This is a genomic window from Salinispora oceanensis (assembly GCF_000383575.1).
GTDB lineage: Bacteria > Actinomycetota > Actinomycetes > Mycobacteriales > Micromonosporaceae > Micromonospora > Micromonospora oceanensis.
This window is the reverse complement of record NZ_KB911579.1, coordinates 4,855,030-4,874,571: the sequence shown is the minus strand read 5'-3', so window position 1 is coordinate 4,874,571 and position 19,542 is coordinate 4,855,030. Positions and strand designations below refer to the sequence as shown.

The window sequence follows — 19,542 nt, the reverse complement described above, 5'->3', positions numbered from 1 at the left end:
CCCGGTGCCGCCGGATCCCAAACCCCGCGCGGCGGTTCCCCGAGGAGTGCTCACCCGGAGCGCTTCGCCTGACCGAAAGGGCACATCGTGAAGGATGACTTCACCCGATGGCTCCCGGCCATCGCGAAGACCCCGTACCAATGGCTCTCGACCGAGCCGAACCGCAAGCTTGTCCTCAGCGTGGCTGGCGTAGCAGCGATCGGAGGTCTCGCGCTCGCGCCAACCGCCGCTGCGGCATCGGTGACCAGTGGCCCGGACCCGGGCGCCGTAGCCGCCATTGAGCTGGCCACCGGCAAGCAGGCCGCAGACGGTGACCCGGACCCGGACCTCGAGCCGGACCAAACCGACTCGACGACCCCGGACCCGGACCTCGAGCCGGATCCGACCGAGTCGACCCCGGACCCGGACCGGAGCCCCGAGACGGCGGCGAGCGACACCGACAGCACCGACTCGCCCACCCGGGAAGAGCTGATCCCCCACGGTGTGCAGGGCGCCCAGTCCTACATCCAGGTTGACGACGCCCAGCGCGCGAACGCCAAGGAGATCATCGAGGTCGCCAAGGCGACCGGGGTCGGCGAGCGGGGTGCGGTCATTGGCGTGGCGACCGCGCTGCAGGAGTCGAAGCTGTACAACCTCGGCCACCTGGGCTACTACAACGACCACGACTCGCAGGGCCTGTTCCAGCAGCGCCCGTCGACCGGGTGGGGCACGCCGCAGCAGATCACCGACCCGCAGTACGCCGCGACGGCGTTCTTCGAGGCGCTCAAGAACGTCAACGGCTGGCAGGAGCTGCCGCTGACCGTCGCGGCGCAGACGGTGCAGGTGTCCGCGTACCCGTTCCACTACGCGCAGTGGGAAGAGCAGGCAGCGGAGCTCGTCGCCGAGCTCTGGTGAGCAACGGCCGGCTCTCCAGTCAGCGTCAGCTCAGCGGCGCGCTCTCCCGGTGCAGCCGCGACGAGCCGGCGGTAACCGACCAGCCCGTCACAAAGCGGCTACCGGTGCTGCTCTGCGTCCGGTCATCCAGGTGGAACCAGTCCATCCGGCACTGCTGCGGTGTCACCTCCAGTACCCCGTAGCCGTGCCCGTCCAGCTCGGTCCAGCGTACGTGCGGATTGGTCGAGCGGATCAGGCCCGACGCCAGATCACTGAGCGTGTTGCCCTCCCGCATTCCCAGGAAGTCGTTGATGTTGTCACTGGTCACCGACGGCACCACGAACTCGGCGGCGGCCGGGTTGGTCAGCCCGGTCGACTGGGTGGTCAGCTCGTTCGCCCACGAGGTGTGGATGTCGCCGGTCAGGAAGACCACGTCTCGGGTGTCGGTCGCCAACAGGTGGTCGATCAGCTCGTTGCGGTCGGCGTTGTAGCCATCCCACTGATCGGGGTTGAGCACCGCGCCGTTCTGCGGGATGCCGAGCAGGGTGCCCAGCGGCCCGAGCAGCCAGGAGGGGAGGGCACCCACGTCCAGGCGGGAGATCATGACCGGGTTGCCGACCAGTTTCCACTGGGCGTCCGAGTTGGCCAGACCCGCCTTCAGCCAGGCCATCTGCGCCTCGCCGGTGATCGTCCGCTCCGGATCGTCAATGGCCAGGCCCGACGCCGGCTCGGACCGGTACGTCCGCAGGTCCAGCATGGACAGGTCGGCGAGCCGGCCGAAGCGCAACCGCCGATAGATCGCACCGTCCGCCCCGGTGCGCACCGGCATCCACTCCGCGTACGCCTGGCGCGCTGCCGCCACCCGATCGGTGAAGCTGCCCTCGGCACCGGGGGTGTGGTTCTCCGCGCCGCCCGACCACTGGTCGTTGGCGACCTCGTGGTCGTCCCAGGTGATCGCCCACGGCACCGACGCGTGCAGGGCCTGGAGGTCGGGGTCGCTCTTGTAGAGCGCATGCCGGACGCGGTAGTCCTGCAGCGTCAGCGTTTCGTGCGCCGGTTGGACCGACCGCACCACCGTGTCCCCGGCGGCGAACTCGCCGGTGCCGTACTCGTACAGGTAGTCGCCGAGGTGCACCACCAGGTTCAGATCGCCCCGCTCGGCGAGGTGCCGGTAGGCGGCGAAGTAGCCTGCCTCCCAGTTCGAGCACGACACCACACCCAGTCGGATCCGGTCGATGTCGGCGTCTGCCTCCGGCGCGGTCATCGTCCGGGCCGTGGGGGACCAGGCGCCGGCATATCCGAAGCGGAACCAGTACGTGGTGGCCGACGCGAGCCCGCTGACCGGAACTTTGACCGTGTGGTCCCGAGCCGGGCCGGTAGCGACGGTGCCCTGCGCGGTCAGGGTGGCGAAGTCCGGATCGGTGGCCACCTGCCAGGTCACAGTCACCTCCGGACCGACACCCGAGCCCGGCTGGGACTCCTCGGTCGGAGTGAGACGGGTCCAGAGCAGGATTCCGTCGGGCAACGGGTCACCGGAGGCGACGCCATGCCGGAAGGCGCTACCGGTGGCCCCGGCCGGGCCGGCGAGGGCGGCGCTGGCGAGGACGGCTGTGCCGGCGGAGGCGCCAGCCATTCGCAGGAGGGTCCGACGGTCGAGGGTGTTCGTCATGGACACTGTTTCTACCGGTCGGTAGGGCCCGGCCGCTGCCCCGTGTCGGGCGTGTTCGCCGTTTCTTCAGTTGGGTGTCGTCGCGTCTTTCGCTCAGCGGCGGTCGCTGACGATGTCGGTCAGCGCCAGCAAGAGCGCGAGAATGGTGATTCCGCTGATCAGGAGCATCGCGTGGTGGAAGGCGACCGACCAGTCCCCGGTGGCCCCCTGTGCCGCGAAGATGACGCTGCCGACCGTGGCGATGCCGGCGGCAGACCCGATGCGCTGGCCGGTCTGCAGCATGCCCGCGCCGCTGCCGGCACGCGACACCGGCACCTGGGCGAGGGTGAGGGCCTGGTTCGGGGTGACCACTAGGCCGCTGCCGAGCCCCGCCACCAGCAACGGTGTGGCGGTCCACCAAGACACGGTGGCGCCCGTGGGGACCCGGTTCACGACGAGGACCACGACGACGAGGCTGACGGCGACGGTGGCCAGACCAAGGGCGACCAGCGGCCGACCGACTCGGCTGACGATCCGGCCACCCACCACGGAGGCGATGGCGAAGCCAGCCGTGAACGGGGTGCTGGCCAGCCCGGCGGCGAGTGCGCTGTGCCCGAGGCCGTTCTGCAGGTACACGGTGAGGACGAAGAAGATGGAGGTGAACCCGCCGAAGTACAGCAGGGCGATCAGGACACCGAACCGGTACGAGCGAATGCCGAGTAGCCGCGGGTCGAACAGGGGCTCACGGCGGCGGCCGTACCACCGCTCCCAACCGGCGAAGGCGGCCAGCGTCAGCAGACCGGCCGGGAGCGTCAGCCACCTTGCCGGACCCTGCCAGTGCTGTTGGACCAGGGGCAGCAGGACAAGCAGGACACCCGCGCCGAGCAGCAGCAGCCCGACCGGATCGATTCGGTACCGGTCGGGGGCGCCCTGAGGGCGGTGTGGGAGAAGGCGCCAGCCGAGGACGGCGGCGAACAAACCGATCGGCACGTTGACGAAGAAGACCCACCGCCACCCGTGCTCGGCGCCGCCGATGTGGATGAGGAGGCCGCCGAGCAGTGGCCCGACCGCGGTGGAGATGGCGACCGCTGCCCCCAGCAGCCCGAACGGGCGGCCCCGCTCGACACTCTGAAAGAGTTCCTGGATCAATCCGGTGACCTGTGGGTTGATCAGTCCGGCGGCGGCACCTTGGAGCAGGCGGGAAGCGATCAGCCAGGGGGCGGTAGGAGCCAGCCCGGCTGCCACGCTGGTGATGGTGAAGAGCGCGACGCCGACGACGAAGACGGTCCGCCGTCCATGCCCGTCGCCGAACCGGCCGCCGGGCACCAGCATCAACCCGAACATCAACGTGTAGCCGGCGAGGACCCACTGAACGTCACTGGGAGCGACATCGAGTGCCCGCTCCATCGACGGGATAGCAACGTTGACAATGCTCACGTCGAGCACCGTCATGAACACTGCTACCAGGCCAACACCGAGCGCCGCCCCTCGACGCTGTCGCCCGACCCGGGCACCACCGGGCCGGGAGGTCCGCGGCCCCCGGGAAGGGTGGTCATCCATCCGGCGGCGGTTGCCCGCCCGCGCCGGGGTGCCGCGGCCTCACGTCAGCTGTTGGGCGCAGAACCGAGGGCCGAAGTCCAGGCCGGCCATCGGCGAGTCCTCGCGGTGCAGCAGGTTCTTCTCGGTGAGTTGGTGTAGGGGAGCGATCAGTTGCTCCTCGGTCAACCCGGTCTCCTCGGCGATCAGGTCCGGGTACGGTACCTGGCCGCGGGCCTCCAGGACCGCGACCGCGTCGTACACCCGTTCCTCGAGTTCCGACAGTTGCACCTGCCGCATGTCGTCCTCCTTCGGAAACCGCCTCGCGGGCGGTCGGCCTGGGCGGTGGATACCCGGCTGGCGACCGAAGATGCTCCCCCGATCGGGTATGCCGCCCAGGCCCGGCGGTCGGTTGGGGCGGGACCTGCGCCGAGCCTGGGTCACCCGGCGCGACGGTGCCGGGAACTGCCCGCGCCTCGGCCAGGAACGTTGACGTGAGCCCTAGGCTGGCAACGGTGACGGTCTGGGATCTTGCGGTGGTGGGTGCGGGCCCGGCTGGCCTGTCCGCCGCCTACGTCGCGGCGCGGGCGGGTCTGGCGACCCTCGTGCTGGAGCGGGCTGTGCATCCGCGTTACAAGACCTGTGGTGGCGGCCTGATCGGCTCCTCGTTGGCCGCACTGGCGGACCGGATCGAGGTGCCCGCGCAGGATCGGGCGGAGCGGGTGACCTTCACCCTGGATGGGCGGCGGGCGTTCACCCGGCGGAGCGCGACCGGCCCGCTGGTGACGATGGTGCGCCGGGACGAGTTTGACGACCGGCTACGGGCTGCCGCGGTCGCCGCCGGGGCCACGCTGCGTCAGCGAGTCGGGGTCCGGGCGGTGGAGTCGGAGCCCGGCCGGGTCCGCCTGCGGCTGGCCGACGGGGCGACGGTGACCGCGCGGGCGGTGATCGGCGCCGACGGGTCCTCGGGCGTGACCGCGCGGCATGTGGGGGTGCGGCACCGGCAGGTCGACCTGGGGCTGGAGTTGGAGCTGCCGGTGCCACCGGCCCAACGGGCCCGCTGGCGGGGTCGGGTGCTGCTGGACTGGGGCCCGCTACCCGGCTCGTACGCCTGGGTGTTTCCGAAGGACGACCTGCTGACGGTGGGGGTGATCGCGGCGCGGGGGACGGGGGAGCAGACCCGGGCCTATCTGCGGTCGTTCGTGGATCGGCTGGGTCTGGCCGGGGTCGAGCCAGCGCACGATTCCGGGCACCTGACCCGGTGCCGGCGGGAGGACTCGCCGCTGCGTCGCGGGCGGGTGCTGGTGGCGGGGGATGCGGCGGGGCTGCTGGAGCCGTGGAGCCGGGAGGGGATCAGCTACGCCCTGCGTTCCGGTGCGCTGGCGGGGGCGGCGGTCGCCGCTGACGATCTGGGCCGGTACGAGTCGGCGGTTGCGGGGGAGCTGGTCCCGTCGATGCGGGCGGGCCAGCGGCTGCTGGAGACGTTCGCTCGCCGGCCGGGATTGTTCCACGGACTGATGGCCACGCCGCCGGGCTGGCGGACCTTTGTCGCCTTTTGTCAGGGGCGGGCCGGCTTCGATGACCTGCTCTCTCGGGTGCCGGTGCGGGTGGCACTGGGAGCGCTCGCGGGGCCGCCCCGGCGGAGAATCGCCCGCCCGCGCTGACGCTGCGGGTGTCCGCGAGACGCGGACACCCGCACCTGCCTCGCTAGGCCCGTCCGTAGTTTCCAGACCAAAAACAACGGTAAGCAGTTGATCTAGGTCTGGACCTGGGGTGACTGCCTCAAGACGGGGCTTCTTAACGGATGCGAGACCAGGGATCAAAAAGGTGATCTAGAGCCTGAACAGGTGGTCAGCGTCGGTGTCGGCGGTGGTGTTCGTCGTTCTCGGCGGTGATGCGGGCGGAGGTCGCTTCGCCGAGCCGGACGTAGATGCCGAGGGTGGCCAGGTGCCGGTGGCGGGATTTGGCTTGGAGTTCGGCGGCGCTGCGGCCCTTGGCGGCGAGGTGGGTCAGCCCGGAGTGGCGCAGTTGGTGGAGGGTGTATCCGGCGTCGTGCGGGTCGTGGAGCTTGGACGCCTGCTTGAACAGGTACTCGACGCGCGGGTAGGACAGCCGGCCGCGGCCGGTTTCCGGGCAGATGTCGCCCAGGGCCGGGGCGCGGCGCCCCGCTGCTGCGGCACGCCGGTCGGTGAGGAACACCGGCCCGATGGTGCGGCCGGCCAGCAGTCGGGGCAGCAGGCGGGCGGTCGGGGTTTCCCAGTGCACGTAGGCGCGGTCGCCGCCTTTCTCGGTGACGAGGGCGCGGCGGAACTCCATGTCGAGGTCGGGTACGTCGAGGCTGAGGACTTCCTCGGCGCGGGCGCAGGTCTCGTAGAGCATCCGCCAGAGGACCCGCTCGCGTAGCGGGTGGCGGTCGTCGGTGAACAGCCGCTCCAGGCGGGCGCGGGGGATGGCTTTGTCGCGGGTTCGGGTGACCTTGCGGCGTTCCAGGCGTCGGCCGGGGTCGGTGGTTAGCCAGTCCTGGCGGCGGCAGTAGGCGGTGAACGAGGTCAGCACGGACAGGTGCTTGTTCCAGGTGTTCGCCGCGCCCTGGTCCCAGCGCGCCATCGTCTGCTCGTAGAGCTGCGGGGTGAGCCCGGTGACCGGCATCTGGTCCCCGGCGGTCTCGCGCAGCCGACGCAGGGTCTCGGTGTAGGTGGCGCGGGTGGCGGGGTCGTCACGGAACCGGTCGAGGAACGCGTCGACGGCGACCACGAGCGCCATCGGGCGGTGGGCGGTCGGTAGCGGGATCACGGACACCTCAGCGACCTCTTCCGGTGATGTGACATAGAATGTGGCCGAGTCGCCCTCGCCGCGGTGACGGTGTCCCTCAGGTGGCGACGGATGGATCAATGGCTTTGTGACAGAGAATACGGGATTCTGTGTCACAAGATCTTCACCGCAGCCCGGCCCTCCCCACTGTTGGAACTGCACGGCTTCGGAGTCGACCACCACGGTCCCGCCCCCGTCAGGGCCGCTTGCCACCCGCACCGCCGCTGCTGCTGCTGCGGATCAGGCTGCCCTCAGGCTCACCAGGCCGCTGTGACGACCCGGCGAGAAGGGTTTCTCACCCCTCTCAGCGCTACAGGGCGCACAGTTTCGATGCGAAAGAGCCGAGGCGGCTTTCAGGATCTCGTTGGCTCTACGCAGCTCGGCGTTCTCCTTGCGCAGCCGGCGAAGTTCGTCGGCCTCGCCGGGGCAGGGCCGGTCGAAGCGCTCACCATGATCCGCCTCGTCCTGGCGGATCCAGTTACGCAACGCTTCGGGATGCACACCTGTCAACGCCACCCCAAACTTTTCAGGCGGAGCCGACAACACCGATTTGTTCGGCCAAACGCTTGATCACCGGCTTAGGGTCGGACTCCCGGTACAGCCACACCGCACGCTGGCGCAGTTCATCCGGGTACTTACGAGGGCGGGCACAGAAACCTCCTGGTCAGGGCCTATAAGACCGCGATCGAAAGTCTCCGAGATACCGGGGAAACCTCATTCTCCGAGATACCGAGGGAACCTCATTCTCCGAGATACCGAGGGAACCTCAGTCGGACTGGCCGGTGGGTTCACCCGTCGGGCTGCCCGCAACAGCCACAGTGCGATCAGCCAGATGGCGGCTAGCGGCATGCCGATGGGCACAAGTAGCGGCAGCCACCAGCCGACCAGCACGACGACAACGGGGACCGCCAGACACGCGGCCAACACGGTAGTCGTGCGTGCCGGCCACACGTACGACGTGATCAAAGGGATAGCTACGAAAACGGTAGCTGCGAACACGCTCGCCGCGACGCCCCAAATACCTCCCGCTGTGGCAGCGGAGGTAAATACCAAGCTGACCCAGATCAAAGCCGGGACCGCCACCACCCCGGTGGCCAACCACAAAGCATGCCGGGCTATCCGGGCAATCGTCGCGGCGTCGGCCCGTCGGCTGATCAGCACCGCTGCTGCCGACAGGACGACAAGGCAGCCGAGGCCCACCAGCAAGAGTGCTGGAAGCAGCTTGCCGGTGCCGTCGGGACACTGCATGTCTGCCCCGGGCAGCGCATCCCCGCCGGCCGGGCGACATCCGACGCTCAGGGCGGACATCACCAACAGCCCGACCCCACCAGTGACCGCGCCGGCCACTCCGCCGGTACAGACGATGGCCAGGTACAGGAAAAATAGTTGGTGCGGGCTGAACCGGTGTCGAGGACGCTGCTGCGACATCCTGATCATCCTCCGAGGCTGACAGCGGCTGCTATTCCAGGCAACCACGGAGCATGTTTGCTCCATGGCTGCCTGGATGTCACTACCAGCGTAGATGTCAGTAATAGATCACGGTTGGGCAGCCGCTTTCACCTGGGGCGTAGCGGATTGGGGCGGTGAACCCCTCTCCCATCAGGAAGCATGCCGGCGCCGTCCAGTTCCGGGTGGCGTTGATCAACGTGGCGCTGCCGTCGAATCCCGCTGGAGGGTTCCGATTGGTGTTCAGGCCCATGCAGTCGGTTTGTGGGGACAGCCCAAGGTCGTTGCAGTCGTTGCTCTTCATGCTCACCGATGCGGCCATTCGCGAAGCGCTCTGCGTTCCGGGATACAGTTCGACGAACGCTAGGTACAGCGTGTCCTGGACCAGCTGGCCCGGGAAGCCGATGCCGACTTCCACTCCGTTTTCGTCGCAGCCGTCGCTCGCGATGTTGTAATCGGCGTAGGGTGCGGAGGCGTCCGGGACGTTCGTCCCCCAGATGCCACCCATCTCGTAGGTGCCAGACCAGAAGTCCCAGTCCGAGTCACCGAAGCCGGGCGGGCAGAACGGGCGGACGACCCATCCCGGAAGAGAATCGTTCCAGGTCGTTATCCCGATCTCCATGCCCCAGTCATTAGGGAATGACGAAGGTTGCGCGCCATAGGCGCTCTCGTACGTGAACCAGTAGTCATAGGCCCGACGCTCCGCCTGCACTGGGGGATAGACGGTCCGATAGGTGTCGCCCTCCCAGATCGACGGGAAGTGCTCGTCGATAGAGCCATCGAGGGGTTGCATGGGACTGCCCGTATGCGTGGCGGGCAGCTTCTTCGATGCGGCGGCCGGCGTGGAAGTGACGACAACCTGCGGTACCGCCGCCATCGCAGCCTGCAGGGCGTTGATCTGGGCGGCCGACGTCGATGGCGGGACAACCAACGCCGACACTGCTGGAGTCCGGTTGAACCGACGCTGAAATGCCAACTCCACCCAGGTAGCCTGATCTTTGGCTGTCGCGCCGACCGTCGGCATGAGGCCGCCCACCACGCCGTTGCCGGAGAACCGCAGTTCCAAGACCGTGACGTCAGCCTTGAAGGCGGTTGTTAACGCATCCTGGACGCCCACCCTCGCCGGCAGCGTAACCACCTTTGGATGCCCCTGCCCAGCGGCATCGGCGGGGTCGGGTTCCTTGGCATGGGCTGGCTGCCCGGTCAGTGCACCTGCTGTTGTCAGCAGCAGCACGGCTGCCGCCGCGAAGGTGCGGCGGTACCATCGGGTGTGGATAGCATGGCTGGATCCCACGCGGATTCCTTCCTACTACGAGGGGTTGGGTTGGGACCTCCTGACGTGCAGCGGCAAGACGTTCAGAACTCTGCTCAATGCGGCTCGTGCTGCGACCAGGAGGTAAAGGGTGGGCCCTGCATGCGATCGGTGCGTACGGGTTTCTTTCTCGCTGCGCCGGGAACGAACCCGGCAAGTAATCTAAGCTAAAGCAGCTGTATCGCCCGCTCCGCATCCGCAGAACCTCCCCGTTGGGCAGCACCTTTCAGGAAACAATGAAGAATGTCGATGCTATTGTCAGAGATCCGACTATGCTTAGCGCTGCCTTTTAGTGGTTTGCAGCAGATGCGCGAACGGCGACCTGCCGGCCACCGACACCCGGGCCGCCAAGGCACGTAAACACGTCCTCCCCGGGTGGTTAGGGTCACCAATCATCTTTGGACATGAAGTTGATGTCGCCGCCGTAGAAGGTGCGGTGAATCGCGTCCTCGATCGCGGCCTGCTCGCGGTCGGCTCTGCTCTGCGCGGCGCTGCCGCTCCGCTGGCGGCAGCTTCGCCCACCGGGGCCGCATCTCACCCAGGACCACATCCTCACCGAGACGACAAACCCGTCCAGCATCCGGCGGGCAACTCGCCTTTCCGTCACCGAGCTTGACCAGCGTGCCGTACACGCCCGTTCGCGCGTACGCGGTCGCGACGCTGGCCGGATTCATGCGGTGGTAACTGGCACGGACCCGGTGGCCATCATGCAGGGCCCGGACGACACCGATGACTGGGATGAGCCGCCGCTGGCCCTGCCCGCCGCGACCGGCATCCACGCGATCGACGACGATCAGACCGGTTGCATGCCAAGGCGGTGGGGCGGCCGGTGAAGCGCCGCGGACCGGAATCCACGCGGAAGAAGCGGTTAAGCAGGTCGTACTGGTGGGAGGAGAAGAAGCCGACCCGGCCGGCGGACCCGGGTATCACCCTGGCCGAGCTTGCCAAGTGTATGCACGGCTACACGGCCGGCGGGGAACTGGTGCGCCGGTTGCACCCGGGACATGGCGCGGACGTGCCGACCTGCGAAGGGTGAGGGGGCTGAACGCCGCGCACGTCGTCATGCTGCTGCCGCTGCGCCCGGCGGAGGACCGCCGGGCGCAGCCCGAGTTCAGGAGTGCGCCGGGGTGACCTCGGCGAGCCGCAGTGGCCGGTAGCCGTCGGTGTCGAGTTGGGAGAGTTCGCCGTCGATGTCAACGGAGTGGGTGCCGTAGAAGTGCACGTTCTCGTGGTGGGTGGGCCAGATGTGCGCCAGGACCTCGTCGTCGACCTGGCGGTCGTCGCGACGTAGCGCGCCGATGGCGAGGCCGTGGTACTCGGTGGACCAGCAGACGATCGCGTTGGTGGCCAGGGTGAGACACCACATCTGCTCGGTCTGCTGCTCATGGTGGCGGCGCCGGAGCGCTCCCTCGCTGGCGTAGGCGAGGGAGCGGCGCAGGGCGTGCAGGTTTTCGCCCTTGTTGAGCTGCCGGGAGATACGCCGCCGGTAGGTCTCGTCGGCCAGGTACCGGGCGGCGTAGACGGTGCGGCGCAGCGCCCCGTACTCCTTGATCGCGCTGGTCAGCGTGTTCTGCTGCCGTTTCGAGGAGCACAGCTTCCCGACGACCAGTGCGGCGGTAGCGTGGCCGCCCTGCACGCTCGCGGCGACGCGCAGCAGATCGTCCCAGGTGCTCGTGATCAGGTCAGTGTTCAGGCGCCGGGTCAGCAGGCCACCCGCGCGTGGGTAGCGGGCGAGGAGCTCGGCGTTCGGCCCGGTCCGGTAGAGGGTGATCTTTCCGAGGTCGCGGATGCGCGGTGAGCTGCTTGCCGACCAGGTCGAACAGGGCGAAGTTGGCCAGGGTCGCGCCGTGGGTGTCGGTGGCGTGCTCGAATACGGCTAGGTCGGTGGCGTTGCCGAGCAGCCCGTCAAGGACGTAGTGCGACTCCGGCGCCGTGGCCACGATGACCTTGGTGTCGAAGGTGGAGTGCTGGTCGGAGACGTGGGTGTAGGTGGACACGCCCTGTCCTCGGGCGAAGTACCGGGACAGGTGACGTGCGGTGATGCTCTTGCCCTTGATCGGGAACCGCTGCCCGTCCGAGCTCGACAGGGTGCCGGACCCGAACGCCTGGGTCAGCGGCAGCCGGTGGTGGTAGTTGACCACCGCGGCGTTGGCCGCCTCCAGGGTCTCGGGGCGGAAGTACCACTCGGCGGTCCACGCCAGGACGTCGTAGGGCACGCCGCAGGACTCGGCCATCGCGGACAGGCCCATGTTCGTTGCCTCGGCGATGATCACGTACATCAGGTTGCGCTTGAGCTCGGCCGGGCGGTTCACCTTCCCGCCGGCGTGCACCAGGTGGTCGGTGAACCCGGTCCGCGCGTCGACCTCCACCAGCACCGACGCGATCGGCACCCGCGGCAGCATCCCGGCCAACTCCGCGCGCAACGCGTCGGCCTCGGCGGGAACGTCCTCGGCGGTCAGCGGCGGGATGATCAGCTCCCCGTCGTCGGTGAGGCGCACCTCGCCCGGGTTGCCCTTCGCGAGCTGGGTCTCCAGATTGCCAGGGCGGTGTGCAGCTCGTCGTCGGCCTGCGCGAGCGCGTCGGCGGCCTCGACCGGTTTGCCGACCAGGTGGCAGAACTCCACCTTCTGCGGCGCCCACGCCGCCGGGGTGAGCAGAAACGACGCCGGATCGGCGTAGCGGCGCGACCCGGGCACGAACACGTCACCCGAGCGCAGCCCGTCGCGAAGGCCGACCAGCACGGCGATCTCCCAGTACCGGCGGTACGCGGTGACGTCGCCTGCCTGCTCCGCGGCGACCAGGTAGCCGGCCCACTTCGTCGGCACGAACCCGACCGGCGCGCCGGCCGGGACCTTGCGGGCACCGGTGGCGTACAACTCAGCCAGCACACTCACCGCCTGCAGCAGCTGCTCGGTGCCGGGCCCGCCAGCGAACTGCACCGCCGCGAGCACGGCCGGGGCGAACTGCCGCAGGTACGACATCGACGCGTCCAGCATGCTGAGCTGCCCGTGATCACGCGGCAGCCGCTCACGGCGCTCGGCCCACGCAGCGCGCATCCGATCCATCCCGATCCGGCCGCGCAGCAGCGTGCCGATCTGCTCATCTCCGATCCCGGTGTCGAGCACGATCGTCAGGATCTCGTCCAGCAGCGCCTGCCGGTTCTCCCCGCCCTTCGCCCGCTCGGCCAGGGCCTCGGCCACCTTCTGCTTCGCCGCCGCCTCCCGCCCGCTGATCGCCTGGTCGAACAGCAGCAACGTCTCATCCAGCACGTCGACCGCCGACTGCGCCAACAGGGTCAGCAGGATCGGATACCGGCGCTCCGGCTCACGCCGCTGCAACGCCTGCCCCGTCAACCGGCGACCCACCCCGGCCAGGAACCGGCGCCGCTCCGCCGGCAACATCGACAAATCCAGCGTGTGCGCGTCCAACCGGCGCAGGTAGGTCAGCTTCTCCAACTCGGCCTTCACCGCGGTAGGGCTCGACGACGTCGGCCCCACACCCAGCCACACCAGCGGAGTCCGGCCCAGGTAGGCGTCCGGAACCAGCAACAGGTCCAACTCCGCGCACCGCGGTCGGTCAACAGGTGCCGCACCCGCGCCCACGTCTCACCCCGAGCACGGGCCCTAGCCGCAGCCACCCGCCGCAGCAGCAGGATCACCCCAGGCCGCACCACCCGCGACGACAACAGATACTCGCAGGCCAGCCGGAACAACAGCTTCGGCGAGTCGTGCTCCATCGCCCGAGCGAACAGGAACTCGTCGAGGTCCTTCCACCCGGCGGTGTCCATCGACCGCCAGCCGGCATAGCCGGCCACCTCCCGCAGATGACCCGTCCGGGTCTGCTCCCGCTCCCCGTACCCACGCAACTCACCCATCGCGATCCCGAGCCGCTGCGACAACCGGCCCACCACGGCCGCCGGCGCCGCCGCAACCTCATTAGGCACGAACCCCAGCCACGGCAGCGTGCACAACTGCACCGCCACACCCAACACGTTGCGGCCCGTACGGAACTGGCGCACGAACGCCTCATCCGCACCGGTCAACGTGAAATACCGGATCAACTCCGCCCGGTTGATCTCCGGGAACCCCCGAAGCCGCGCCAGGTCCTCCGCCGAGAACACGTCCTGAGTCGCCACAACCCCACCACCCGAGCATCGATCGTCACCGAACGGGACGGGACGCTACGGGCCAGATCAGAGCTTGATCAACCCTCAGTTCTTAGCGTTGTTTTGGGCTGGAAACTACGGGCGGGCCGCTAGCCATCCAGGATCCTAGGATGCTTTAGCGGTTGTGCCGGGTCCCACCGAGAACCAGCGGGGGAGCACCCAACCTGTTGTTCGGCACCCGGAACAGGGCGACTGACCCGGCTGTCGCCCCGGGTGCCGGCTCGGCGGTGATCGCGGTCACGGGTCCAGCAGGAAGGGTCGGGGCGGGTACGCTGTTGAGACGGGTGTCGGTGTGTCCAGTGTCCCCGGGCCTCACCAATAAGCCGTCGCGGAATACCGTTCGGCTGGAGCCGCCACGCGCCACGCGCCGAGAGGCGACCTGCACACCGGCACCCACACCGCCCCCGAAGCCCAGGCTTCGGGGGCGGTGCTCTTCTCGCCGAAGCCGAAGCCGAAGCCGAAGCCGAAGCCGAAGCCGAAGCCGAAGCCGAAGCCGAAGCCGAAGCCGTGCTGGGCTGGCCGGGTCCCGGAGCTGGCCCCACCCGCGGGGCCAGCTCGGTAGCGTCTGAGCATGGACCCTTCAGCGATCTGGCGGGACCGGCAACACCGGTGGCGGATTGAGGCCTACCGCGCGCCCGACCTCCGGTTCGCGATCTTTGCTACCAGTGGGACGACCGAGTCGGCGCCGCTGTGGCTGTTCGGAATGTCGGCGTTGGCGCGCTGGCTGATGAGCCACAAGATTTCGCTCGACGACCTGGAGGTCGACTGACCCCGTTCAGGGGAAAAAAGTAGTTCGCCACCCTTTGCGGGCGGCGCTGGCTAGGGTCACCGAGTGTGAGGGACCGAGGAGTACGTACCGCCGTGGCGGTACTGGCCGGGCTAGCAGTGATCTACTTTGGAACGACTGGTCGGGATCAACCGGACGGTGAGGGCGTCACCAGCGGCCTGATCGCGCTGGCCGTGCTCGCTGCGCTACTGGTGTGGTACCTCACCCGGCCTCGCGGTGACGCGACGAAGTGACCGGTCACCGGCGCGCTGCCCGCGTCACCGCACCAGCGGATTCCTCGCCGAGCGCGACCCGCACCAGAGCGGAGGCGAAGCGGCCGAACTCCGCCTCCGCCACCAGGTCGGCGAGCCGCCGCGGGGTTTGCGGCAGGCCCAACCTCTCCGCGCCGCTGAGGGCACGCCGGTCGGCGAAGGGACGCAGGTCCGGCCAGACCGCCTGGACCTCGCGGAGGAAGATGTCCGCACCGGCGGGCCCGATGCCCGGAAAAGCGGTGAGCAGGCGGCGTAGCTGCGCCGGCTGGCCCTGCGCGGTGTGGTGTAGCCGGCGTAGGTCACCCTGCCAGCGGTCCAGGCAGAGTCGTGCACCCGTGCCGAGCAGCGTGGCGGTCCGCTCGTCGTAGCGCCGGTAATGCCCGCGACCGAGCGCGTCAACCCGGTCCTGCCAGGTCGCCGCCTCCATCGCCGACGGGGTGCGGTAGCCGGCGGCGAAGAGCTCCCGGGCCGCGGACACCGCGACGCCGGCTCGGATTCGTGCACTCAGCAGGGTGGCGAGCACCAACAGCTGATAGAGCGGCCCGGGCCGGTCGGCCAGCCGGATCCCGGCCTCCTCGGTGTAGGTCTGTCCTCGTCGTTCCAGCAGCACCCGTGCTGTTTCGTGACTGTCTCCCACCGGCGGGGGGTACCCGTCGTAGGCCGAGTTAGCCCGCTGCATGGCCGGTGACGTCCGTGGGTATTCGAGGGTGGCGGCAACCGCCACGTACGGCGCCACCCAGCGGAAGGAGACAGCGGTGACGAACCCGCAGCAGCAGGAGGCCCGGCGTAGCGCCCGGGGCTCGAACGTGCAGGACACCAAGGGACCCGGTCCGGCGGGTCATCCTCGTAACCGTGGCTCGTCGCAGGGCGACCGGGGGCGTCCGGTGCCCCGGGGTCAGGTCTCCGGCTATGGGCCCCCGGGCGAGCCGGTTGCTGAGGACGACAGCTGATCCGGGCCGCCCGCCCGGCGTGTGAGAGGGCGGGCGGCCCGGTGGTTGAGCCTCAGGCGGGTGGCATCCGGAGTCGGTTCCAGGTCGTCGCGGCGACCAGACCGTAAGCCAGGTGCGGGATGAGGTCGGACAGCCAGTCCCCACGGCTCCAGGTCCGTGGGTCGCTAACTCCGAAGACGGCGTACGAGCTGCCGGAGGCGGTCATCACCCCGCCGCCGAGCAGCCCGCTGGCCAGGGCCGGCGGCATTGGTCGGCCCCGGGTCAGCAGGGCGAAGCCAACTCCGGCGGCGATCCCGATGCCGTACCCGAGTAGCGGGCCGAGTCCCGAGCGGCGGTTGGTCGCCTGGGGTTCGGGGCCGAGGTTGAGGTGGGTCACCTCGGCGACCCGGCCGGCGCTGCGTTCTGGGGTGTTACTCGCGGGCCGGGCTCGTAGCGTCATGTCCAGATAGGTGACGACGTTGAGGGCGGTGGTGCCGGCCGCACCGGCGATCGCTCCGTCGGCTAGGACTCCGGCTCTCATATCGGGTCGCCGCCGGGTCGACCGTACGCGTCGCTCGTTGGTCGTGGTGCTGGCATCTGGGTGCCTCCTCGGTCCGCTCACCAGTGTTGTCCGCCGGGCGTCTACCCGTCCCGGGGTGGTGACCAACCAACCGCGTCGAGCGGATTAGCCGGAAGCGCGGACAACCGCGACGGGGCAGTCGGCGTGGTGCAGCGCGGACTGGCTGACTGAGCCCAGCAGCAGGCCGGTGAGCGCACTGCGTCCGTGCCCGCCGACTACCAGTAGTTGGGCCTGCTGGGACGCTTCGGTGAGGGCCGGCGCGGGCCGGCCGCGGACGGCTCGTTGCTGGACGGTCAGATCCGGCCATCTCTCGGCCAGCCCGGCGACGGATTCGGCGAGTAACTGGCGTTCCTCGTGGCGTAGCTTCTCCTCGTCGTAGACGAGAGGCTGCATGTCGCCGGGTTCGCTGGCGACCGGGTGTAGGTAGGCGTGTATCGCGATGAGGTCGCTGCCGCGCAGCGACGCCTGCTCGGCGGCGAATTCGATGGCGGGAGGGGACACCGCGGATCCGTCCACCCCGACGACCACCGGCCCTGCGGTGCGGTCCGTGCCGCGGGCGACCAGGACCGGGCAGTCGGCGTGGGTGGCGACCTGTATCGCCACAGAGCCGACGACCAGGGCCGCGAAACCGCCCATACCCCGGTCACCCAGTACGATCAGCACGGCATTCGGTGCTTCGCCGACCAGCACGGCGGCGGCCTCGCCGTCAATGATCTCACCGGAGACGCGGAGGCCGGGGGCGGTCGCTTCGGCTTCGGCGACCGCGTCGGCGACGAGCTGCTCTGCTTGGTGGCGGAGGCCCGATCCGGGCGGTCCGCCGGGTGGTGCTCCCACCGGTACGTGGAGGAGCGGCCAGATGAATCCGTGGACGATCCGTAGCATTCGGTTACGGCGGGCGGCCTCGGCGGCCGCGAGGCGTACGGCCCGCAGCGCCTGCTCGGACCCGTCCACGCCGACTACCACCGCGGCACCGTTCGACGAGTTCACCCCTTCACCCCCGCGGTCAGTATCGCGGCCGTGGGATGGCCGGGAGCCGTAACCAGTGGGTTCGCCCCAGCTGGGCTGCCACCGGCGCCGCCGATGAACTAGCCCTAGTATCCTAGGTCGCCCTAGACCACGTGGGTCATCACACACCCGGACACTGCACGTATCCGCCCTGACACAGGGCATCGACGCCAGGACAGGGCGGATATAGTGGCAGCGCAAACTGGACCGGCCCGCGATCCCAGATGATCGCGGGCCGTCCGACGGGTCGGTCCCGCGCTGGGGTCGCAGTGTCGGTGCCGGCCGACCCGGCAGCGCGGCTGGCAGATGTTGGGTCGGGCGCCGAGGCGCGCAGTGGAGGAGGTTCGGTGTCGCAGCGGCCGGCTCGAGTTGGCACTCCGCAGGCCTCCGGCCATCTCACCGACCGGGTCTTCACGCTGCCGAATGTGATCAGTTTCGTCCGGCTCCTCGGTGTGCCGGTCTTCCTCTATCTCCTCCTGGTGGCCCGCGCCGATGTCGCCGCGATCGCGGTGCTGGCGGTCGGCGGCACCACCGACTGGGTGGATGGCTGGGTCGCCCGGCGGCTCCGGCAGGTGAGCCGGCTGGGCGAGCTACTCGATCCGTTCGTCGACCGCCTCTACATCTTGGCCACGCTCGTCGCGTTTACCGTCCGCGAGGTGGTGCCGTGGCAGTTCACGGTTGCGCTGCTCGCCCGTGAAGTGCTGCTGTTGGGTTCCCTCGGCACGCTACGTCGCTACGGATACGGGCCGCCGCCGGTGCACTACGTCGGCAAGACGGCGACGTTTCTGTTGTTGGCCGCGTTTCCAGTCCTGTTGCTGGCGAAGGCGGTGCCAGCAACAGCTATCAGCGCGGTTGGTTGGAGCCTGGCCTGGTGGGGCCTGGCCTTGTATTGGATCGCTGGCGCGATGTACGTGGTGCAGGCCGGGCGGCTGGTGCGGGCAGCGAGGGTACGATGACCGGCTCGCAGCTTCGACCAGAGAGCCGGGAGCCGACCGGCCGGACGTACGCGCCGGACTTCCTCACCGAGCTGTTTCGCAATCCGCTTGATCCGGGGTACGGCGACGCGGCGGCACGCCGGCGGCAGGGAGCCACGGTGAGGTGGGGCCGGTCGGTCCGGGCCGTGAGCCTCGTCGTCATCGTGGTGCTCGGGTTTCTGTTTGCGGTGGCGTACCGCCAGACGGTGGCGGCGGCACCGGGGCGCCAGCAGGCCCGGGAGGGTCTGGTGGCGCAGATCGAGCAGCGGGAGGGTGAGACCGACCAGCTGTCCGAGCGGGCCGACGAGTTGCGGGCGGAGGTATCCCGGCAGCGGGCCGCTGCGCTGGGGACGGAGGCGGCGCAGCTGCACGAGTTGGAGGCGGGCACCGGTTTGGGCCGAGTGAGTGGGGATGGTGTGGTGGTGCGGTTGGCCGATGCGCCCTCCGACGAGCAGATGGTGCCGGATCCGGCTCTGGGGCCGTCGCGGGTGCTCTACATCGACCTTCAGGGGGTCGCGAACGGGCTGTGGGCGTCGGGGGCGGAGGCAATCTCGATCAACGGGCAGCGGTTGACGGCAACGTCCACGATTCGGTCGGCAGGGCAGGTGATTCTGGTTGATCTCCAGTCGGTGAAGGGACCGTACGAGGTGTCGGCGATCGGCCCGGACGCGTTGCGGGAGCGGTTCGCGAAGACCCGGATCGCGGCGACGATGCAGCAGGTGGCGGCGGATACCGGGGTGGCGTTCGAGGTGTGGGACGCCGACGACCTGATACTGCCCGCTGCGCCGGATCCACGGCTAGAGTACGCGCAGCCACCGGCCAGTCCGAGGCCGTCGGGCCGGCCGGTCAGTCCTGGGACGTCTGCTCCCAATTCCGGAGGTGGTCGATGATTGCGGCGTTGGCGTTGGTTGCGGGCATGCTGCTCGGGCTGTGGCTCGATCCAACAGTGCCGGGGGCGTTGCAGCCGTATCTGCCGATCGCCGTGGTGGCGGCGCTGGATGCGGTGTTCGGTGGGGTGCGCGCGAAGCTGGACCGGATTTTCGATGACAAGCAGTTCGTGGTGTCTTTTATCTCCAACGTGTTGGTGGCTGCGCTGATCGTGTATGTGGGGGACCAGTTGGGGGTGGGTAGCCAGCTCTCCACGGGTGTCGTGGTGGTGTTGGGGGTTCGAATCTTCGGGAATGTGGCGGCGATCCGTCGGCACCTGTTCCGGGCGTAGGTTGGTC

At 69.2% G+C, this 19,542-nt stretch carries 21 protein-coding genes and 1 pseudogene; 9 read left to right on the top strand and 13 right to left on the bottom strand.

The window, feature by feature from the left end; translation table 11 throughout:
* The first annotated feature begins 87 nt into the window (after window positions 1-87).
* A complete protein-coding gene (locus tag SALPAC4_RS0122385) occupies window positions 88-894 on the top strand; it encodes a hypothetical protein (protein ID WP_019872255.1) in 807 nt (268 codons plus the stop codon).
* A gap of 25 nt (window positions 895-919) precedes the next feature.
* Here SALPAC4_RS0122385 and SALPAC4_RS0122380 read toward each other — a convergent pair whose 3' ends face one another.
* The 3 genes from SALPAC4_RS0122380 to SALPAC4_RS0122370 all read right to left on the bottom strand — a co-directional run bounded on the left by SALPAC4_RS0122380 (window position 920) and on the right by SALPAC4_RS0122370 (window position 4,357).
* Window positions 920-2,542, bottom strand: a complete 1,623-nt coding sequence (locus tag SALPAC4_RS0122380; RefSeq protein ID WP_019872254.1) for an alkaline phosphatase D family protein — start codon at window positions 2,540-2,542, stop codon at window positions 920-922.
* A 93-nt stretch (window positions 2,543-2,635) separates the two neighbouring features.
* Complete coding sequence (locus SALPAC4_RS0122375; protein ID WP_027644997.1) at window positions 2,636-4,081, bottom strand: MFS transporter; 1,446 nt, start codon at window positions 4,079-4,081, stop codon at window positions 2,636-2,638.
* Between the two features lie 39 nt (window positions 4,082-4,120).
* Window positions 4,121-4,357, bottom strand: coding sequence for a hypothetical protein (locus SALPAC4_RS0122370; protein WP_018215553.1), 237 nt, complete (start codon window positions 4,355-4,357; stop codon window positions 4,121-4,123).
* 215 nt (window positions 4,358-4,572) lie between these two features.
* On the opposite strand from SALPAC4_RS0122370, the gene SALPAC4_RS0122365 reads away from it, so the two are divergent.
* On the top strand, window positions 4,573-5,721 hold the full coding sequence (locus SALPAC4_RS0122365; RefSeq protein WP_019872252.1) for a geranylgeranyl reductase family protein: 1,149 nt from the start codon (window positions 4,573-4,575) through the stop codon (window positions 5,719-5,721).
* A gap of 187 nt (window positions 5,722-5,908) precedes the next feature.
* Here the strand turns inward: SALPAC4_RS0122365 and SALPAC4_RS0122360 are convergent, their stop codons facing one another.
* The 5 genes from SALPAC4_RS0122360 to SALPAC4_RS0122345 all read right to left on the bottom strand — a co-directional run bounded on the left by SALPAC4_RS0122360 (window position 5,909) and on the right by SALPAC4_RS0122345 (window position 10,164).
* Window positions 5,909-6,856 carry a tyrosine-type recombinase/integrase gene (locus tag SALPAC4_RS0122360; RefSeq protein WP_019872251.1) on the bottom strand — a complete coding sequence of 316 codons (948 nt, stop codon included), beginning with the start codon at window positions 6,854-6,856 and terminating at the stop codon, window positions 5,909-5,911.
* A gap of 252 nt (window positions 6,857-7,108) precedes the next feature.
* Window positions 7,109-7,384 carry a transposase gene (locus tag SALPAC4_RS25590; RefSeq protein ID WP_019872250.1) on the bottom strand — a complete coding sequence of 92 codons (276 nt, stop codon included), beginning with the start codon at window positions 7,382-7,384 and terminating at the stop codon, window positions 7,109-7,111.
* A 198-nt stretch (window positions 7,385-7,582) separates the two neighbouring features.
* Window positions 7,583-8,296: an adenylate cyclase gene (locus SALPAC4_RS0122355; protein ID WP_223874827.1), complete on the bottom strand. Its 714-nt coding sequence runs from the start codon at window positions 8,294-8,296 to the stop codon at window positions 7,583-7,585.
* Between the two features lie 97 nt (window positions 8,297-8,393).
* A complete protein-coding gene (locus tag SALPAC4_RS0122350; protein WP_223874826.1) occupies window positions 8,394-9,608 on the bottom strand; it encodes a hypothetical protein in 1,215 nt (404 codons plus the stop codon).
* 403 nt (window positions 9,609-10,011) lie between these two features.
* On the bottom strand, window positions 10,012-10,164 hold the full coding sequence (locus SALPAC4_RS0122345; protein ID WP_223874825.1) for a hypothetical protein: 153 nt from the start codon (window positions 10,162-10,164) through the stop codon (window positions 10,012-10,014).
* A 139-nt stretch (window positions 10,165-10,303) separates the two neighbouring features.
* On the opposite strand from SALPAC4_RS0122345, the gene SALPAC4_RS28050 reads away from it, so the two are divergent.
* The gene (locus SALPAC4_RS28050) at window positions 10,304-10,459 is read left to right on the top strand and encodes a hypothetical protein (protein WP_019872246.1); all 156 of its coding nucleotides are present in this window, start codon (window positions 10,304-10,306) and stop codon (window positions 10,457-10,459) included.
* Window positions 10,456-10,662, top strand: a complete 207-nt coding sequence (locus tag SALPAC4_RS0122335) for a hypothetical protein (protein WP_223874824.1) — start codon at window positions 10,456-10,458, stop codon at window positions 10,660-10,662. The genes SALPAC4_RS28050 and SALPAC4_RS0122335 overlap by 4 nt, the downstream gene beginning before the upstream one ends.
* A 75-nt stretch (window positions 10,663-10,737) precedes the next feature.
* Here the strand turns inward: SALPAC4_RS0122335 and SALPAC4_RS29030 are convergent.
* Together SALPAC4_RS29030 and SALPAC4_RS25580 are read right to left on the bottom strand one after the other, a co-directional pair.
* Window positions 10,738-13,760 (bottom strand): annotated as a pseudogene (locus SALPAC4_RS29030) (Tn3 family transposase).
* A gap of 342 nt (window positions 13,761-14,102) precedes the next feature.
* On the bottom strand, window positions 14,103-14,363 hold the full coding sequence (locus SALPAC4_RS25580) for a hypothetical protein (protein WP_033775435.1): 261 nt from the start codon (window positions 14,361-14,363) through the stop codon (window positions 14,103-14,105).
* Here SALPAC4_RS25580 and SALPAC4_RS0122295 point away from each other — a divergent pair.
* Together SALPAC4_RS0122295 and SALPAC4_RS0122290 are read left to right on the top strand one after the other, a co-directional pair.
* On the top strand, window positions 14,362-14,559 hold the full coding sequence (locus SALPAC4_RS0122295; protein WP_018215551.1) for a hypothetical protein: 198 nt from the start codon (window positions 14,362-14,364) through the stop codon (window positions 14,557-14,559). The genes SALPAC4_RS25580 and SALPAC4_RS0122295 overlap by 2 nt on opposite strands.
* Window positions 14,560-14,651: 92 nt before the next feature.
* Window positions 14,652-14,810: a hypothetical protein gene (locus tag SALPAC4_RS0122290; RefSeq protein ID WP_018732235.1), complete on the top strand. Its 159-nt coding sequence runs from the start codon at window positions 14,652-14,654 to the stop codon at window positions 14,808-14,810.
* A 4-nt stretch (window positions 14,811-14,814) separates the two neighbouring features.
* Here SALPAC4_RS0122290 and SALPAC4_RS25575 read toward each other — a convergent pair whose 3' ends face one another.
* The 3 genes from SALPAC4_RS25575 to SALPAC4_RS0122275 form a co-directional block, all read right to left on the bottom strand.
* A complete protein-coding gene (locus SALPAC4_RS25575) occupies window positions 14,815-15,507 on the bottom strand; it encodes a hypothetical protein (RefSeq protein WP_397538000.1) in 693 nt (230 codons plus the stop codon).
* Window positions 15,508-15,830: 323 nt separating this feature from the next.
* Window positions 15,831-16,298: a hypothetical protein gene (locus SALPAC4_RS0122280; RefSeq protein ID WP_019872241.1), complete on the bottom strand. Its 468-nt coding sequence runs from the start codon at window positions 16,296-16,298 to the stop codon at window positions 15,831-15,833.
* A 144-nt stretch (window positions 16,299-16,442) separates the two neighbouring features.
* Window positions 16,443-17,324 carry a universal stress protein gene (locus SALPAC4_RS0122275; protein ID WP_019872240.1) on the bottom strand — a complete coding sequence of 294 codons (882 nt, stop codon included), beginning with the start codon at window positions 17,322-17,324 and terminating at the stop codon, window positions 16,443-16,445.
* 365 nt (window positions 17,325-17,689) lie between these two features.
* Here SALPAC4_RS0122275 and SALPAC4_RS0122270 point away from each other — a divergent pair, with 365 nt between their 5' ends.
* The 3 genes from SALPAC4_RS0122270 to SALPAC4_RS0122260 are packed head-to-tail and all read left to right on the top strand — an operon-like array spanning window position 17,690 to window position 19,535.
* On the top strand, window positions 17,690-18,298 hold the full coding sequence (locus tag SALPAC4_RS0122270) for a CDP-alcohol phosphatidyltransferase family protein (protein WP_027644991.1): 609 nt from the start codon (window positions 17,690-17,692) through the stop codon (window positions 18,296-18,298).
* Window positions 18,295-19,206: a DUF881 domain-containing protein gene (locus SALPAC4_RS0122265; RefSeq protein ID WP_019872238.1), complete on the top strand. Its 912-nt coding sequence runs from the start codon at window positions 18,295-18,297 to the stop codon at window positions 19,204-19,206. The genes SALPAC4_RS0122270 and SALPAC4_RS0122265 overlap by 4 nt, the downstream gene beginning before the upstream one ends.
* Window positions 19,203-19,535, top strand: a complete 333-nt coding sequence (locus SALPAC4_RS0122260; protein ID WP_018732229.1) for a small basic family protein — start codon at window positions 19,203-19,205, stop codon at window positions 19,533-19,535. Before SALPAC4_RS0122265 ends, SALPAC4_RS0122260 begins: the two co-directional genes overlap by 4 nt.
* The last annotated feature ends 7 nt before the right edge of the window (window positions 19,536-19,542 follow it).

Coding starts and splice junctions, on each gene's coding strand:
- SALPAC4_RS0122380 (WP_019872254.1), bottom strand. CDS start 2,542: ATGACGAACACCCTCGACCGTCGGACCCTCCTGCGAATGGCTGGCGCC.
- SALPAC4_RS0122375 (WP_027644997.1), bottom strand. CDS start 4,081: ATGGATGACCACCCTTCCCGGGGGCCGCGGACCTCCCGGCCCGGTGGT.
- SALPAC4_RS0122370 (WP_018215553.1), bottom strand. CDS start 4,357: ATGCGGCAGGTGCAACTGTCGGAACTCGAGGAACGGGTGTACGACGCG.
- SALPAC4_RS0122355 (WP_223874827.1), bottom strand. CDS start 8,296: ATGTCGCAGCAGCGTCCTCGACACCGGTTCAGCCCGCACCAACTATTT.
- SALPAC4_RS0122295 (WP_018215551.1), top strand. CDS start 14,362: ATGGACCCTTCAGCGATCTGGCGGGACCGGCAACACCGGTGGCGGATT.
- SALPAC4_RS25580 (WP_033775435.1), bottom strand. CDS start 14,363: ATGCTCAGACGCTACCGAGCTGGCCCCGCGGGTGGGGCCAGCTCCGGG.
- SALPAC4_RS25575 (WP_397538000.1), bottom strand. CDS start 15,507: ATGCAGCGGGCTAACTCGGCCTACGACGGGTACCCCCCGCCGGTGGGA.
- SALPAC4_RS0122280 (WP_019872241.1), bottom strand. CDS start 16,298: ATGAGAGCCGGAGTCCTAGCCGACGGAGCGATCGCCGGTGCGGCCGGC.
- SALPAC4_RS0122265 (WP_019872238.1), top strand. CDS start 18,295: ATGACCGGCTCGCAGCTTCGACCAGAGAGCCGGGAGCCGACCGGCCGG.
- SALPAC4_RS0122260 (WP_018732229.1), top strand. CDS start 19,203: ATGATTGCGGCGTTGGCGTTGGTTGCGGGCATGCTGCTCGGGCTGTGG.